We start from the raw sequence: 15,209 nt of genomic DNA on the forward strand, positions 1-15,209 counted from the left end.
CGGGCAGAAGCCGTCCGTGACGGCATCCTGCCCGCTACACTCCCACCGCTCGACGTTTCCCCAGGTCAAGCCACGAAGTACTGCTGGAGTACTAGCAGCGCCAGTGCGGGACTTCGCGGACCCCGGTGTGGAGCACTTCACCGACCGCGTCGGCGACCACTTCGTGGGCCGGGAAGGCCAGTTGGCCGCGCTCGCGCCCTGGATCGACGACCTTTCGGCCGGCGGGCTGCGGATCGCTACCGGGGCGCCCGGGTCCGGGAAGTCGGCTCTGCTCGGCGCGTTGGTGTGCGCCGGGCACGAGCAGATCGTGGCCGCGGCCCCCGACATCCGGCGGTACCTGGCGGCACGGCATCCGCACGGAGTGCCGTCACCCGACCCGGCCCTGGCCGCCGTCCAGACCGGCCGCTGAGCAGGTCCCACACCCGCACCCGCCCGTTCCACCCGCCGGTCACAAGGGCCGGGCGGCCCGCCACCTGCGCCTGCGCGACCGCGGTCACCGTCTGGGACGCGCCCGAGGTACTGTCGCGCAGCGCGCTGTTCATCCGGCTCCCTGTACGCCAGCGCGGCCGGGGGCGCCGGGGTCCAGCCCCGCGGCGAGGGCCTCGGCCAGTGGTCCGAGGCGGTAGCCGTTCGCGTCCAGGGCGAGGACGGCCCGCCGGTCGCCGGCCTTGACCTGGGCAAGGAGTTCCACCACCCCCATGATCTGACCGGGCAGGGCAAGACCGTCCACGACAGGCGGCTGCCCAACACCGAGCCGAAGCTGCGAGAGCTGCTCGAGAAGCCCGGCCCGCAACCGGCCTCCCCACCAGACACCCGATCCACCGGGAACGTCCCGCTTCGCGAGACGTTCCCAAGAACCAGGACCAACCCTCACAAGCCGACCCCACACAGGTTGACGAAACAGATAGGGGCACCCCCCCATCGAATACGAGACCGTCATGACCACACCGGCCCTCCAAGCCGCGTGACCCAAACTGTCACCCGAACCTGCACCAGACCCTCTGGGGGCGACGCTGACTACAGAGACAGAGCCTTTGGTCTCACTGCGGCGCCAGGACACTCATTTGCCGTAGCCGACGCCCAGTGCAACGGCCTGGAGCGCCGCAGGAGGGCGCCTGCGGCCCTCCTGGGCGATCAAAGGTCCATTCATACCGGGCCTGCCGAGTTCGTCGACGGTAGGGCCCATTCTGTGCGTCGCTTTTTGCCTCTTACTGCCGAATTTGCCGAATTGGGTACTGTGCGTCTCGTCTCGCTGATTCCCAGTGCCGTCTGTCAACCAGCTGAGTGCTTCGCGGGCGGTCAGGCGGGCGACGGATCAATGGTTGTGGAGACGGACCGCTGGCGAAGCCCTTCTGCCAGATGCGCCATTTCCACGGACGTGCCGACCAGACCCGGTCCACTCAACTCGGCGGCCATCAGCCGGGCCTCCCCCAGTGTCAGATGACGCATCTCGCGAAGGGCGCGCAACACGGGAACGAGATTGGTCTCAGACGCCAGGCGAAGGCGAGTAGACCCGTGCTGGGTCAGCAGGGCCTGCCTGATCTCTTCGGGAGCGGGGCCGGCCCCCATCTCGCACCACCCGTGGGCGCAGGCTTGGCACCGTCCTTCGATGCCCCAGCGGATCTGTCCCCGTTCGATGAACTGCCCGACGTCGCGGACCAGCGCGCCACCACAGGCCGGGCACGACGAAGTGCTCGTCACTCCTTGGGTGGCGGTGATCATTGGTGTGTCCTCCTGATGTCGATCTACCTGATCCTGCCTCAAGCACTGAGGCCTGGCGCCTGGGTTTCCCGGGATCATAGATCGGCAACAGGTCTCACATGCCATGACTGGCTCCGGTGGAGCGGCCTCGTAGCACCGGCAGGCCTCGCGGCTGGACATGCCGCATGGGCAATCGATGAGAGCCGGCAGCCTTGGCAGCGCCTGGCTTGTTCACGGATGAGCCCCGGCTGGGGGCAGTCTGACAGCGGGGCTCGCCTCCCCCACGATCGTCTACACGGGAGCCGGCCTTGTCGGGCCGCTGCTGTGAGGGCCTTTGCTGCACTCCCCCTGCAGCGTCCTGACCTGTTCCACCGGTACCGCAGGTTGGTTGTTTGTCCTGCGTGGTTCACGTCTCGGGGGTCCTTCATTACGGCGTAATGAAGGACCCCCGAGACGGTATGCGCAGACGGTTACGCCAGCAGTTCGGCCAGCCGCTGTCGGTATTCGAGGCTCGTGTTCGCCCGCAGTTCTTCGGCGAACGCCTCCGGACTGCCGACCAGATGGATGTAGTGGGCGATCGCCTGGGCTCGCTGGTCGTGCTGGGTCAGCTTGATGAACGCGATGTCCATCGCCGCAGCACCGTCGGCCCACGGCATCTTCACGGGCCCTGGCATGAGCACGGGCCCACGTGCAGAGGGCACGCTGTCCGTGCCGGAGCCGGTGTCGGTGGGCTGGGGGCCGTCGGTCTTCATTACGGCGTAATGAGACGGGTCGGGATCGTCGGCCGCGGGGGCTTCCGACGCAACCTCAGCGGTGGGTTTCCGTTCCGACCGGGCGGGAGCCGGCACCCGCTTCTTGGCTGCCGACCTCTGTTCCTTGAGGCGTTCCAGGTGTGCGGCTTGCTCTTCCGGCTTCTTGTTGCCGACCCTGCGAAGCAGGTCCGCGGGCTCCTCACCGGAAACCAGCTTGTTCTGGAGCTCAGGGGTCAGCCCGAGGAGGGCCAGACGTTGCGAAACCCAGCCCTGAGAGCGGTGAAGCCGGGCTGCCAGCGCTTCTTGAGTTCCGGCGCTCTGCAGCAGTTGCTGGAGTACACGCGCTTCGTCGAGCGGTTCGAGGTCCTGGCGGTGGATGTTCGCAACGAGTGAGGACTCAAGAATCTCGTCGGCGGTGTTGCCGAGATCCTCGTCGAGCATGACCTTGATGTCGCTGAGGCCGGCTTCACGTGCTGCGGCCAGGCGGGAGTTCCCGTCGATGACGACGTACTCGGTGCCTTCTTCCAGCTCCTCGGCCAGCTCCGGGTTGGCTTCGAGGTACGAGAAGCGCGACATGATCGTGATCGCTTGCTTCTGACCGTGATCGCGAAGGCTGGCGGCGAGGTCGCGGAGGTCCCCGAGCGTCGTGCGGGGGTTGGCCGGGTTCAGGCTGATCAGACTCACCGGGAGACTCACCGGTGGGAGCGCCCCTTCGGTCGGAGCACTGGTTGCCGCGTTGATGGCCTGGCGTCGTGCGCTGACGCTCTGCGTCTGCGTGAACGAAGTACCCATGCCCAGTCGTGCTGCCTTGCTGCTCATGCGATCTCCCGTGCGAGCGCGCGCAGGGCGACGGCCTGCGGGCACTGAGGTGCGTAGGCGAGCAGAGGCTGCTTCACCCGCACTGCTTCCTTCTGTTCCTTCAGGTCGCCGATGAGTCCGACGACCCGGGGGTTCCTTATGGCCATCCAGCTCTCCAGCGAGGAGGTGGCAATGTATCCGCGGCGGGCGTCGTAGTGGTTGACGACGATGCCGAGGTAGTCCAGTTCGAGATGCATGTCGGAGCGCAGGTCGTCGATCTGGGTGGTCAGCAGGCCGTAGGCGTCGGCGGAGCTGTCTTCTGCCTGGACGACGACAAGGATGCCGGAGTTGCCGGGTGCTTCGGAGTCGCGGCGTCGGCCGTAGTAGGCGGCCGCGTCCATGCTGAGGCCGAGGCTTGGGGGGCAGTCGATGAGGACGGCGTCGTAGTCCGCCTCGACGGGGGAGAGGGCTCGTTCGAGTGCGGCCTCGCGGGCGCGTACGCCGGAAAGCTTCACGTCGAGGAGGAAGGCGTCCGTGCAGGAGGGCAGCAGGTGCAGCCTGTCTCCGAACCGTTCGTCATTGACGGTGACGATGAGGTCCTTGAGCTTTCCGTGCGAGTCGCCGGCCATGTGCTTGGTGAGGCTGTCGCCGTCCAGGGGCAGCAGGTCATGGCCTAGCTGCTTGGTGAGGTGTCCTTGGGGGTCGAAGTCGACCAGGAGGACACGAAGGCCGAGCCCGGGGAGGTCTTCCAACTCCACGGGAGTGGCGTCGGGGTCGGCTTCGGCGAGGGCGTGCGCGAAGTGCTTGGACACACCGACGGGGTGCAAGGCATCGGGGTCCTCCGCCATGGCCTCGGCGGCCCCTGCGGCTACCGCGGTCTTGCCTACGCCACCCTTCTGGTTGCAGACGACGATGCGTCGCACGACCGAGGGGCGCTGCACGCCCGGAGCGGGGTGGGTCTCCAGCCACAAGGACACCGACTGGGCGAGTCCCTGGATGAGGGAGACGCCCCGATGGGTGCAGTCGGCTCGGAATGTGTCCCAATGGCCTTCCGGTAGCCATGTCGAGAAGGACTTGGCTCCGGCGGTGTCGACGGGGGAGAGGTTGGACCCGAGGCCGCGCCAGGCGGTGATCCCCTCTTCCACGGCGTGCTGGATGTCGATGCTGAGCTGCGCTGTGCGGACCTTCAGCTGTTGCTGCAGTGACGGGGGCAGCTTGGAGACGACTTTCTCCCGATCCCCTGATGGCGTCGAAGACATGATGACACCTTACTAACATTCAAGATCGACTTCACGTGTGACGCGTTACCTTGGACGATCGCGCGTCATTACGGCGTAATGGAGGGGTGTCAAAGTCGCGGAGACGGAACCGCACAGACCGGCAGTGGCCGCACCGCGGGCCGACAGGGCCGCAGACGACCGTGGGCGCTACGCGGCTCACGGAGCTGGTGCCAGTCATGCCCCTGGCATCACAGCCCCCTGCGTAGCGCGTGTTGAGGATGGGGAACAGTAGCTGGCAGGTGTAGCTCAGGGGGAGGAGGTCACCGAGGCGCAGCTGCGGAACCTCTTCGGCGAGCGCGGCCGCCATCCCGACGCGGACCAGATCGAGGCCTACCTGCTCGCCGTCAGCGCCTCGCCGAAGCAGGCGTTCAAGGCCGGCGCCCTCGGACGCCAGGTGACGGTCACCGGGGTCGACTTCGTGTTCCGGCCGCAGCCGACGATCTACCTCCTGTGGGCGCTGGGGGACGAGGAGACCCGGCAGGTGATCGAGTGTGGGCGCTGGGGGACGAGGAGACCCGGCAGGTGATCGAGGCCGCGCACGAGCGGGCGATCGTACGAGTGCTGGAGTGGATCGAGGACGAGGTCGCGGTGATCCGGTACGGCAAGGACGGCATCTACCGCGGGCGGCCCCCCGGCGGTCAGGTCGCCGCCCGCTTCCGCCACCACGAGGCCCGCTCAGGTCGACCCTTACTCCATGACCATCTGCTGCTGTCGGTGAAGGGGCAGCGCCTAAACAAGAAGTGGGGCTCGACCCACACCACGGCCCTGTACGAGAACACCGTCGCCGCCTCCGCGCTCTACAACGAACTCGTGGCCGCCGAGGTCTGCGCGGAGCTGGGGCCGGCGACCGAGCCGCGCACCGTTCGTGATGAACGACGGCGGCCGCTTCCACCACCGGCACCCGCTCGCCGAAGCCCGCCGCCACCTCGCCCTCGTCCTGCGCGGCCGCCGCCGCGAACCCGGCCTGGACGAAAAGATCGTGGCCACCGCCATCTCCACCCACTGCCTGGACATCAGCAAGCCGACAACCACCATCGGCCTGCTGAAGGACTACCGCCTCTACACCGCCCGGTGGGACCTTTCCGACCTTTCCGCCCGGCCCCGCCCACCCACCCCCGCCCCCGACCCGGACCAGCACCCCCCGGCCGGTCCAGGTGAGCCGGCCGAACTCCGGCCCCCGGGCCAGGACGCGGGGGAGCGGGAGATCCCCCGCATCCCGCTCCAGTACGAACCCGCAGTCCTCGCCGGTGCGGTGGTCCGCGAGAAGCTGCGCACCACCACCATCGCCACCGCTGTGCGGGGCAGGGCGTACGACATCGCCCGGCACCAGCAGGCGGCGACGCCCGAGCAGCTGCTCCCGCCCGCGGCCGCCGACCCCGAACACGACGACCAGGAGCCGGCGGCCGTACCCGGCGAGGCGATCGACATGACGGCGCTGCGGGCCCTGCGCGACTCGCGTCCGGACGTGGAAGCCCTCGACCTCACCGCCGACCGGCTGCGCCGCCTCCAGGACGCGTTCAGCAGGGCTGGCGACGACTCCCGTACCCGTGCGGACCGCCACGCCAAGAAGGACGATGTGCGCGCAGCGCATCCGGCGCGCCGGGACGACCAGCAAGTGCACCGCCGAATGGAGCCCGGACCGCAACGCGGCCGGCAAGCCGGCCACTGAGTGGACCACTGCAGTCGTTCGCCGAATTCCAGGTCCAATTCACCGTGCACGAGCTCAAGCGCCTCGCGAGTAACGCCGCCGAGTTGGCCGTGCCCGGTGGGCGGGAGTGCGGGCCGCAGCCCGGGGGCGACCTGGCGGAAGTGAACACCGAGGGGGCCGTGACCGTGCCGACGTCGTCGCGGAGGGGGCGACGGGCGCCGAGCTCACGGATCTCTTCGCCGAGCACCTGTCCGTGCACAAACGGCCGCGCGAGGTGCGGTTCGTCTCGGCGGTGCCGCGCAACGCGATGGGCAAGCCGCAGAAGAAGCTCCTGCTGACGGGGGAGTTCGGTCCGGAGGCAGGCTGAGGGCGGTGCCGGGCGGGCCCGCCCGGGGCGGGGCGCTCACCAGGAGCCGCTTGTCTCCCGCTGGAGCCCCGGTTCAGGGGGGCTTGAGCGGCCCGGAAGGCGGGGGCGCCGGGGCAGCGACGGAACGCAAGCGACCGAGCGACTCTTCGGTCGCTCGGAACCGGAGCGGAAACATGCAGGTCAGAGGTCTGCGAAGGAGGGAACAGCGACTGAAGCGACCCAAGGTTCAGGTATATGGAGACATTCGCGTACGTGCATGTGCGTGCGTGTGTGTGCGTCATATATACGGGTCTTGGGTCGCTTCAGTCGCTGATTCTTCTTGCGCAGGCCTCTGGCCTGGTGTTTTGTGAGCTACTCAACGAGCGACCGAAGAAGTCCGGGTCGCTGTGCGGTCAGTCGCTCGGTCGCTGGGGCTCGTCCAGGACGCGTACATCTGTTCTGGCTCATATGTCTCTCACCCCCCGGCTGTTTCGATAATCTGATTTTGGGCGTTGAGTCGCTTCAGTCGCTGATGGGGGAAGTGAATGGCAGCTGAGCTGCGGGTTTCGCGCAGCGACCCAAGGCAGTCCACGAGAGCTGCACCGGTCGCATCGCAGCCTCTGAACACTGCCACGTGGTGTGCGCGCCGGGGGTGGCCGGTTCATCCCCTCGCGCCGGGCCGCAAGACGCCCGTGGGCAACTGCGACGCGTGCCGCGCCCCGGGCCACGACCGGGGCATGTGCGACTGCCTCCGCGCGGGCCGCTGGTGCCACGGATTCCACGCGGCCACGCTCGACTCCGGGCGGATCCGGCAGTGGTGGGGTGCCCGCCCCGACCTCGGGGTCGGCGTCGCCACCGGCCCCGCGGGCCTCGTCGTCATCGACATCGATGCGCACCCGCGCGAACTCCCGGGCCGCGAACGGCTGCTGCCCGGCGTCGCGATCGCCGACGCGGTCGACCTGACCGGGCTGGCCAACGGCTTCCACACCCTTGGCGTACTGGCCGCTCTGCGCGGTGCCACGAGCCCGGCGGACGACTCGTCGACCCTGCGCGTACGGACCCCGTCCGGGGGCCTGCACGTGTGGTACCGCAACGACGGCGGGCACCGGTGGCAGTGCTCTGCCGGGTCGAGCAGCGGCCGGGCCCTCGCCTGGCAGGTCGACGTACGGGCACACGGCGGGTACATCGTGGCCCCGGGCACCGTCACCGCCGCCGGGGTCTACCGGCCCCTGGGAACCGTCCGGATGCCCGCGCCGCTCCCGGCCTGGCTGGCCCGGGAACTGGAGCGCACCGGGCACCTGCCCTCCGCGGCTGTACCCGGCCCGCGGCCGGTCCCGCCCCGGGCCCGGCAGGCCGTCATCGCGGCGGGCGGGGGACGAGCGGCGTCGGACCGTTTACTGGCAGGCCTGCTGGCCGAGGTGACCGCCTGCTCCGCCGTACCCGAAGGGGCCGCGTTCTCGGAGAAGTTGAACCGTGCTGCCTACACTGCCGGGGGACTGGTCGCCGCGGGGCACGTCACCGAGGCCGGCGCCCTGCGCGCCCTGGAGGCCGCGGCCGGGCAGGCCCGCCCCGGTCAGGAGCGGCGCTGCCGCGCCATCATCCGCGGCGGGCTGAGCGCGGGCCTGGCACACCCGCTTCCCCTCCGAGGCAGCCGGTGAGCGTGGAAAACGACAGCATGCTGGCCGGCTTCGACGTACAGGCCGTCGCCGCGCAGATCCTCGCCCAGCCCGATTTGGCGCCCCGGGAGTCCGAGGAGTCCGCGGAGCACCCCGTGGACCCGGAGGGGGCCGACAGCGCCCGCGAGGCGGCGACGGCGGGCGGGCCCGCGGCCGCCGACGGCGAGGCGACGGCGGACGGACTGCTGCCCGACACGCTCACCGACCGGGGCAACGCCAAACTGTTCGTCAAGCTCTACTGCAACGACTACCGGCACGTCCCCGGGATCGGCTGGTTCCGCTGGGACGGCACCCGCTGGCAGATCGACGAGGACGACACCGTCATGTGGTCCGCGGGAGACCTCGCGGAGTCCATCGCCACCACCGACCCCCAGGGCGTGTACACCCCGGCCGCGCTCCAGCAGCACCGCCGCCGCACGCTCAGCACCAGCGGGATGAACGCGATGCTCACCCAGGCGAAGTCCGCCCCGGGCATGGTGCTCAACGCAGCCCGCCTGGACGCCGATCCGTACGCACTCTGTACGCCCGCAGGCGTCGTGGACCTTCGGACCGGGCACATCCGACCCGCCGAGCCCACGAAGGACTTCCACTCCCGCTGCACCTCGGCGGCGCCGCAGCCGATGCCCACGCCGCGCTGGCGCCGCTTCCTGACCGACACCTTCGGCGAGGGGCCGGAGGGGGCGGAGATGATCGACTTCCTCCAGCTGCTTCTCGGCTACTCCGTCACCGGGGACGTCGGCGCTCAGGTCATGCCGTTCCTGTTCGGGTCCGGCAAGAACGGCAAGTCCGTACTGCTGGACGTCCTGATGAAGCTGCTCGGGGACTACGCGGACGCGGCGCCTCCGGGATTCCTGATGTCCCGGCCCTACGAGGGGCACCCGACCGACCTCGCCGAGCTGCACGGCCGCCGCGTGATCGTGTGCAGCGAGGTCAAACCGGGCGACCGCTTCGACGAGGCCCGCGTCAAACTGCTCACCGGCGGAGACCGCATCAAAGCGCGCCGGATGCGGCAGGACTTCTTCAGCTTCGAGCCCACGCACAAGATGTGGCTGCTGGGCAATCACCGGCCCGAGGTGGGCACCGGCGGCTTCGCGTTCTGGCGGCGCATGCGGCTGATCCCGTTCGAGCGGGTCGTCTCCGACGACCGCAAGATCGACAACCTGGCGGACGTGCTCGTCACGCAGGAGGGCCCAGGCATCCTCAACTGGCTGATCGAGGGCGCCCGTCGCTACCTCGGCGGCGACCGGGCCCTCACGGGCCCCGAGCGCGTCCGCATCGCGACCACGGCGTACGCGGAGACCGAGGACCACACCGGGCGCTTCATCGGCGAGACCTGCCGCCTGGAGGCCGATCTGCGGGCGGAGCAAGCGCAGCTCTACGCGGCCTACAGGGCGTGGTGCCAGAATGAAGGAGCTCCGGCCATATCATCCCGGGCCTTCGCGGCACGCGTCCGCGAGGTGGTGGGACTGGCGTCGCCGAAGGAAATGATCCTGTCCAACCAGCGCAAGTACTACCCGGGCATCGGCCTGCTCGCGGACGAGGAGACAGCATGAGCGCCCTCATCGCAGAAGACGAGATCGTCCACGAAGTGGACCTCGTCTGGCTGGAGGACATCAGCCGGCTCGACTACGTCCGCCAGAGCCTGGACCGGCTGCCGACCCGGCGCGGCAGGCCCGCGTACCACCGCGACGGGCGGATGGTCGGGTACGCCCTGCTGGGGCCGAAGGCCAAGCCCTCGCGCTCCTCGGGCACGTTCCGCCGGCGGGTCTTCTGGCTGCTGCCGCACGACCGGGACACCGCTCCCGAGGGGCTGTACGCGACGGGGGCGCCGGCCGAGGCCGTGGACGCCCGGACGCTGGCCCCGGGCAACAAGGGGCGCAAGACGGAGCGTTCGGAGGGCGGCCCCATGTCCTCGGCGATGCTGGAGCTGCGGCCGTAGACGGGCCGGACGGTGCCGCCCGCGGCGGGGTCGGCGGGCTCGTCTACGCACTGGACGACAGGCAACTGCAGAAGGTGGTCGGGGAAGGTGCGCGGTACGGGGTGGTTCGCTTCGTGATCGTCCTGATCGGGCCGACACGGGCGCAGTCATCCCATGAGGCAGCGCTGTCCCGTTCCCTTCACTGACACCCGTGCACCGCGAGCGGCGCGACTCGCGGTGCACGGGTCAGGAGTGGGGCTCTACTGGTAGTGGTCAAGGTAGTCCGCGTTGGCGATGGGGGCCTCGGCGAGGAACTCGTCCGGCAGGTCGAAGGCGTCCACGAGCGTCATCATGTGCGGGGCGAGCTCCGCGAGGACGGCGTCGATCGTCTCGTGCAGACCGAGTACGTGCTGCACCGTCAGCCGCTGCTCCGCGAGCAGGTCACCGGTGTGCTGGCGCAGTTGCTGGAGCAGGAACAGCCAGCACAGGTTGGTGAGCAGCTTGCGGGTCGCGGGCTCGGTCGCCTGTCCCGCCGCCTCGAGGAAGGCGTCGGCTGCCAGCCTGGCCGCATGGGCAGAGACCATCTCCAGCGCGGCGCCGGAGGACTCGTTCCAGCGGCCGATCGGGTCCCCGGAGGGGCCTTGGCGCAGTGCGATGCGGGCGCGTGCCTGCCAGGTCCGTTCGACGGAGGCGAGCAGGTCGCGCAGGAAACGCAGGTCCGTCAGGTCGCGTTCGCCGGGCGGTCGGTTGTCCGAGCTGATGGGGTCCACCTGGTGCCCGAAGACCATCTCGGCGGCAGCCTTCACCCAGATCACCAGGTTGTCGCCCTCCGCGGTGATCCCGCCCTCGATGTTCCCGGGCAGGTCCGAGATCCTGTTCGCCGGGAACAGGCCTTGCGCGCCGCACCGTTCGCGGGACTCGGTCGTGATCTCCCGCGCCTGCCAGGTGATCCAGCCCTTGGCGACGGCGACCAGGCGCTCCACCTCTTCGCGCTCCGCTTCGTCGTGCGCGACGAAGCGGTCCATCACCGTCCGGTGCAGGAAGGTCATGGCGTAGGCGTTCGCGAGGGAGTTCAGCAGCCTGCTGTGGTGGCTGCGGTGGCGGACCACCGGGATGCGTTGGCCGGTCTTCGGGCCGCCGACTTGCCGGTGTTGCGCATAGCGCACTGCGATGGTCAGCGCGGCGCGTGCCATGCCCAAGGTGCCGGCGCTCATGCAGAGCTTGCCCATGGTGACGCGGTTGACGGAGCGCAGGAAGCGCTTGCGCCGGTTTCCCAGCGCGCTGGTCAGCGTGCCGTCCTCGTCCAGCCGGCCGTGGTCGGCCTCCAGCATGGCCTCACGCGGCAGCCATACGTGGTCGAAGGACGTAAGGCAGTGGTCGACCGGCGTTCCCGTGCGGTGTGGCAGTTGGCGGACGGTGATCCCGGGCAGGTGCCCGGCGTGGTTGCTCAGCGGGGTCAGGAACAGGAAGATGCCCTGGTCCTCGCCGTCGACCAGGAGCCGGGCCGCCACCACGGCGCTCTTCGGACCGCCGATGAGGCTGGTGTTGGGCATGAACTTGCGCGCCCCCGGATTGGGCGTGTGCAGGATGAAGCCGCCGGTTGCCGGGTCGAAGACGGCGGCGGTCTGCAGTGAGGCGACGTCGTTGCCGTGTGCCAGCTCGGTGCACAGGAAGGTCCCGATGCGCCGCATCGAGGTGAAAGTGGACAGGTCCCGTCCGTAGATATCGTGGTCGAGCAGGCTCCCCATGAAGAGGTTGTAGTGGATGCTCGCCAGGGTGCACAGGCCCCCGTCCACGAACCCGGCCCACTCGTGGAGCCCGGCCAGCAGGCGGGCGTCGTGCGCCAGCGCCATCGGATCGTCGACCGTGCTGTTGACCAGCCGCAGACGGTCGTACGAAACCACCGTCCGCTCTCCCGGAGTCAGGTCCGGAAGGTAGGAGAAATCCTTGCCGGCGAGGAGTCGCCGCCACCCCCCGTGGACCCGCTCGCGGTCGTCGCGGTCGAAGAGCAGGTGGGTCAGCTCTTGGGCGGCAGATCTGGGCCTGGGGCCAGGCTTGGTCGAGCCCTGCTGAGCAGGTAAAACGCTGATCGGGGCGGGGTGGAGGTCAGCCACACCACTCCCGCTGCGTCGATAGGTCTCCGCGTACTCACGCGTCAGTGCCAACATCGGACCATCCCCCCGTTAGGAACCGAAGTAGTTGCGCAGCGCCAAAGATACGAACTAACCGGTTTTGTTTTCAAGGGCGACAAGCAAAACCGGTGCCCTGGTTTTTTTTGCCGAGTGTGGATATAGTCGAGGATGGCTTGGTCGGTACCTAGGCTGACCAGGGGTGATATCGGACGGTGGCGCGATAATCACGCCACGTGAGTACGGGGGAGAGTGCAAACCTCGCGGTTTGTTCTTGTCCCGAGTGGTAGCGGAGGGTGTATGGCGCGGCAAGAACGAGCCATTCGTACACGGCAGAAGATCCTGGTCGCGGCGGCGGAGTTGTTCGACGAGGTCGGCTACGAGTCCGCGACGATCTCCGAGGTGCTCAAGAAGTCCGGGGTGACCAAGGGAGCGCTCTACTTCCACTTCACCTCGAAGGAAGAGCTTGCCCAGGCAGTGCTGGCCGGGCAGGTGGAAGCCCTGCCGCCGGTACCGGAGCCGGAACTGTACCTGCAGCAGAGTCTGGATGAGGCGCTGGTCCTCGCCCACCTGCTGTACAAGGGCGACCCATTGGTTCGGGGGAGCGTGCGGCTCACCGTGGACCAGGGTTCCCCGGTCGACGGCCTGGACCGCCGCATCCCCATGCAGGGCTGGAACGACCACAACATGGCGCTGCTCACCCGTGCGAAGGAGTGCGGGGAGATCCTTCCGCACGTCGACATCGAGGCCACCGCCAAGATGTTCACCGGCAGCTTCACCGGCGTCCAGGTTCTCTCGAAAATCATGACCGGGCACGCGGACATGGTGGAACGGGTGACCGACTTGATGCGGACGCTGCTGACCGCGATCGCCATGCCCGGGGTGCTGGTGCGCCTCGACTTCGCCGCGGACCGCGCGGAGCGTGTGTACGAGGCAGCCGTCAGGCTGCGCGACGCGAAGGCCGAGGCGGCCTAGCGCCGTCGAACGGAACGGGGGAGGGGGCGCGATGTTCTCCTCGGTGCGCGTGGGTGTGACGGCGTACGGAAACACAACGACCAACCGAATGGAGTGGATAGATGGCCATGGCTGTTTGCCCATACGCGCTGGACGTGACGGGGCGGGACATCGCGGGTGAGGTCGCGATGCTCCGGAAGCAGGCACCGGCGGTCGAGGTGGAGCTCCCGGGCGGGTTCCTCGCCTGGGCCGTGGTGGGCCAGGCGTACGTCGAGCGCCTGCTGCTCGACCCGAGGGTCTCTAAGGACGCCCGACGGCACTGGCCGGAGTTCGTCGACGGGCGAATAACGCCCGACTGGCCGCTCTATCCCTGGGTGGCCAACGAGAACATGCTGTTCGCCTACGGCCAGGAACACAGTCGGCTGCGCCGCCTTGTCGCGGGGGCGTTCACAGCGCGGCGGTCCGCGGCCCTGCGGCCCCGGGTCGCGGAGCTGACTGCCGAGCTGCTCGACGGACTGGACTCCGTGCCGGCCGGCCAGCCCGTCGACTTGCGTTCCGCGTTCGCGGAACTGCTGCCCCTGCAGGTGATATGCGAGCTGTTCGGAGTCGAGCGGGGCCCCGAGCGGGACGCGCTGGCGGCCGCGCTGCACACCGTGTTCAACACCACGGTTACGGCGGACGAGATGGAAGCCGCGCGCATGACAGCCTTCGGACTGCTGGCCGGGCACGTGGCGGCCAAGCGCGCGGAGCCGGGCGACGACCTGACGTCCTTGCTGATCGAGGCCCGGGACAACGGTGACGCGCTCACCGAGCCCGAACTGCTCGGCTCCCTCTTCCTGCTGATCGCGGCGGGCCAGGACACCACGTCCACGCTGGTCACCAACGCCCTGGGCGCGCTGCTGTCCCGTCCCGAGCAGCTGGCGCACATACGGGAGGGCCGGGCCAGCTGGGAGGACGCGGTCGCTGAGACGATGCGGGTCCACAGCCCCGCGAGCTACTCGCCCATGCGCTTTGCGGTGGAGGACATCGACCTGGATGGGGTCAAGATCCAGCAGGGCGACGCCATCCTCGTCTCCTTCGCGGGCGCTGGCCGCGACCCGGAGCGGTACGGGGCGGACGCCGCGGAGTTCGACCTGCTGCGCACCGAGCGCGACACCATCGGATTCGGCCACGGTGTTCACCGGTGCCTGGGCGCCCCGCTGGCCGTGTTGGAGGCCACCACCGCTCTCGCCGTGCTCTTCGAGCGCTTCCCGGACATGGCCCTCGGCTGCCCGGAGCAGGACCTGGAGCCGATGCCCACCTTCCTGCTGAACGGCTACGGGGTTCTTCCAGTGGTGCTGCGCCAGGCATGAGCGGGTGCCGGGCACGGCGTACGGGACAGAGTCACAGGCTCCGCGGCGAACTTGGCCCCGGAGCCTTTCTGTTGTGTCCGGCCGGTAGGCAGGGGGGTGCCCCTATCTGTTTCGTCAACCTGTGTGGGGTCGGCTTGTGAGGGTTGGTCCTGGTTCTTGGGAACGTCTCGCGAAGCGGGACGTTCCCGGTGGATCGGGTGTCTGGTGGGGAGGCCGGTTGCGGGCCGGGCTTCTCGAGCAGCTCTCGCAGCTTCGGCTCGGTGTTGGGCAGCCGCCTGTCGTGGACGGTCTTGCCCTGCCCGGTCAGATCATGGGGGTGGTGGAACTCCTTGCCCAGGTCAAGGCCGAGGAACAGATCGATGTCGACGGTGTCGACCATGCGCGCGTGTCCCCTCGACGTGCACTCGTGCCCGATCCTGGCCGTCCCTGCGGCACCACACGCCGGCAACCGCGTTACGCAGACATCCCGTCCCTGAAGTGGTCCGGCGTTGTACCGGGCCGGGTGGTCGTCAGGGCCCTCATCAGCGGTCAAGCGGTGCCCCAAGGCCCGGCGGCAACACCCCCCCAGGTCATCCCTTCGACAGCGGCGGACAGCCGTACCGGGCCCGGGGGCCAGGCGCCCCATTTCGGGGCCACGAGAAAGGTAACGGGGCCT

At 69.1% G+C, this 15,209-nt stretch carries 12 protein-coding genes and 2 pseudogenes; 9 read left to right on the forward strand and 5 right to left on the reverse strand.

Annotated elements, in window-relative coordinates:
* The first annotated feature begins 103 nt into the window (after positions 1–103).
* Positions 104–409: a hypothetical protein gene (locus tag ACFW2G_RS25960; protein ID WP_384584495.1), complete on the forward strand. Its 306-nt coding sequence runs from the start codon at positions 104–106 to the stop codon at positions 407–409.
* A gap of 129 nt (positions 410–538) precedes the next feature.
* On the opposite strand, the gene ACFW2G_RS25965 is transcribed toward ACFW2G_RS25960, so the two are convergent.
* From ACFW2G_RS25965 to ACFW2G_RS25980, 4 genes are all read right to left on the reverse strand, one after another.
* The gene (locus ACFW2G_RS25965) at positions 539–730 is read right to left on the reverse strand and encodes a hypothetical protein (protein WP_384584492.1); all 192 of its coding nucleotides are present in this window, start codon (positions 728–730) and stop codon (positions 539–541) included.
* Positions 731–1,299: 569 nt separating this feature from the next.
* Positions 1,300–1,722, reverse strand: coding sequence for a hypothetical protein (locus ACFW2G_RS25970; RefSeq protein ID WP_384584489.1), 423 nt, complete (start codon positions 1,720–1,722; stop codon positions 1,300–1,302).
* A 449-nt stretch (positions 1,723–2,171) separates the two neighbouring features.
* A complete protein-coding gene (locus ACFW2G_RS25975) occupies positions 2,172–3,272 on the reverse strand; it encodes a ParB/RepB/Spo0J family partition protein (protein WP_384584486.1) in 1,101 nt (366 codons plus the stop codon).
* Complete coding sequence (locus tag ACFW2G_RS25980; RefSeq protein WP_384584483.1) at positions 3,269–4,510, reverse strand: ParA family protein; 1,242 nt, start codon at positions 4,508–4,510, stop codon at positions 3,269–3,271. Before ACFW2G_RS25980 ends, ACFW2G_RS25975 begins: the two co-directional genes overlap by 4 nt.
* Positions 4,511–5,020: 510 nt before the next feature.
* On the opposite strand from ACFW2G_RS25980, the pseudogene ACFW2G_RS25985 reads away from it, so the two are divergent.
* The 6 genes and pseudogenes from ACFW2G_RS25985 to ACFW2G_RS26010 all read left to right on the forward strand — a co-directional run.
* A pseudogene (locus ACFW2G_RS25985) lies at positions 5,021–5,377 on the forward strand (relaxase domain-containing protein); the annotation flags it as partial.
* A 22-nt stretch (positions 5,378–5,399) separates the two neighbouring features.
* Entirely contained in the window at positions 5,400–6,200 is an 801-nt protein-coding gene (locus ACFW2G_RS25990) for a hypothetical protein (protein ID WP_384584504.1), read from the forward strand.
* Positions 6,201–6,351: 151 nt separating this feature from the next.
* Positions 6,352–6,546 (forward strand): annotated as a pseudogene (locus ACFW2G_RS25995) (acyl-CoA synthetase); the annotation flags it as partial.
* Between the two features lie 524 nt (positions 6,547–7,070).
* The gene (locus ACFW2G_RS26000; protein ID WP_384584480.1) at positions 7,071–8,183 is read left to right on the forward strand and encodes a bifunctional DNA primase/polymerase; all 1,113 of its coding nucleotides are present in this window, start codon (positions 7,071–7,073) and stop codon (positions 8,181–8,183) included.
* A 17-nt stretch (positions 8,184–8,200) separates the two neighbouring features.
* On the forward strand, positions 8,201–9,754 hold the full coding sequence (locus ACFW2G_RS26005) for a phage/plasmid primase, P4 family (RefSeq protein WP_384584501.1): 1,554 nt from the start codon (positions 8,201–8,203) through the stop codon (positions 9,752–9,754).
* Positions 9,751–10,140 (forward strand): DUF6009 family protein, encoded by a 390-nt coding sequence (locus ACFW2G_RS26010; protein ID WP_384584477.1) that lies wholly within the window; start codon positions 9,751–9,753, stop codon positions 10,138–10,140. The genes ACFW2G_RS26005 and ACFW2G_RS26010 overlap by 4 nt, the downstream gene beginning before the upstream one ends.
* A gap of 239 nt (positions 10,141–10,379) precedes the next feature.
* On the opposite strand, the gene ACFW2G_RS26015 is transcribed toward ACFW2G_RS26010, so the two are convergent.
* On the reverse strand, positions 10,380–12,233 hold the full coding sequence (locus tag ACFW2G_RS26015) for an acyl-CoA dehydrogenase (RefSeq protein WP_384584474.1): 1,854 nt from the start codon (positions 12,231–12,233) through the stop codon (positions 10,380–10,382).
* 315 nt (positions 12,234–12,548) lie between these two features.
* On the opposite strand from ACFW2G_RS26015, the gene ACFW2G_RS26020 reads away from it, so the two are divergent.
* Complete coding sequence (locus ACFW2G_RS26020) at positions 12,549–13,223, forward strand: ScbR family autoregulator-binding transcription factor (RefSeq protein ID WP_384584472.1); 675 nt, start codon at positions 12,549–12,551, stop codon at positions 13,221–13,223.
* Positions 13,224–13,324: 101 nt separating this feature from the next.
* A complete protein-coding gene (locus ACFW2G_RS26025) occupies positions 13,325–14,554 on the forward strand; it encodes a cytochrome P450 (RefSeq protein ID WP_384584469.1) in 1,230 nt (409 codons plus the stop codon).
* The last annotated feature ends 655 nt before the right edge of the window (positions 14,555–15,209 follow it).

Source organism: Streptomyces sp. NPDC058880, assembly GCF_042742535.1.
Taxonomy (GTDB): Bacteria; Actinomycetota; Actinomycetes; order Streptomycetales; family Streptomycetaceae; genus Streptomyces.

Coding starts and splice junctions, on each gene's coding strand:
- ACFW2G_RS25970 (WP_384584489.1), bottom strand. CDS start 1,722: ATGATCACCGCCACCCAAGGAGTGACGAGCACTTCGTCGTGCCCGGCC.
- ACFW2G_RS25975 (WP_384584486.1), bottom strand. CDS start 3,272: ATGAGCAGCAAGGCAGCACGACTGGGCATGGGTACTTCGTTCACGCAG.
- ACFW2G_RS25980 (WP_384584483.1), bottom strand. CDS start 4,510: ATGTCTTCGACGCCATCAGGGGATCGGGAGAAAGTCGTCTCCAAGCTG.
- ACFW2G_RS25990 (WP_384584504.1), top strand. CDS start 5,400: ATGAACGACGGCGGCCGCTTCCACCACCGGCACCCGCTCGCCGAAGCC.
- ACFW2G_RS26000 (WP_384584480.1), top strand. CDS start 7,071: ATGGCAGCTGAGCTGCGGGTTTCGCGCAGCGACCCAAGGCAGTCCACG.
- ACFW2G_RS26005 (WP_384584501.1), top strand. CDS start 8,201: ATGCTGGCCGGCTTCGACGTACAGGCCGTCGCCGCGCAGATCCTCGCC.
- ACFW2G_RS26010 (WP_384584477.1), top strand. CDS start 9,751: ATGAGCGCCCTCATCGCAGAAGACGAGATCGTCCACGAAGTGGACCTC.
- ACFW2G_RS26020 (WP_384584472.1), top strand. CDS start 12,549: ATGGCGCGGCAAGAACGAGCCATTCGTACACGGCAGAAGATCCTGGTC.
- ACFW2G_RS26025 (WP_384584469.1), top strand. CDS start 13,325: ATGGCCATGGCTGTTTGCCCATACGCGCTGGACGTGACGGGGCGGGAC.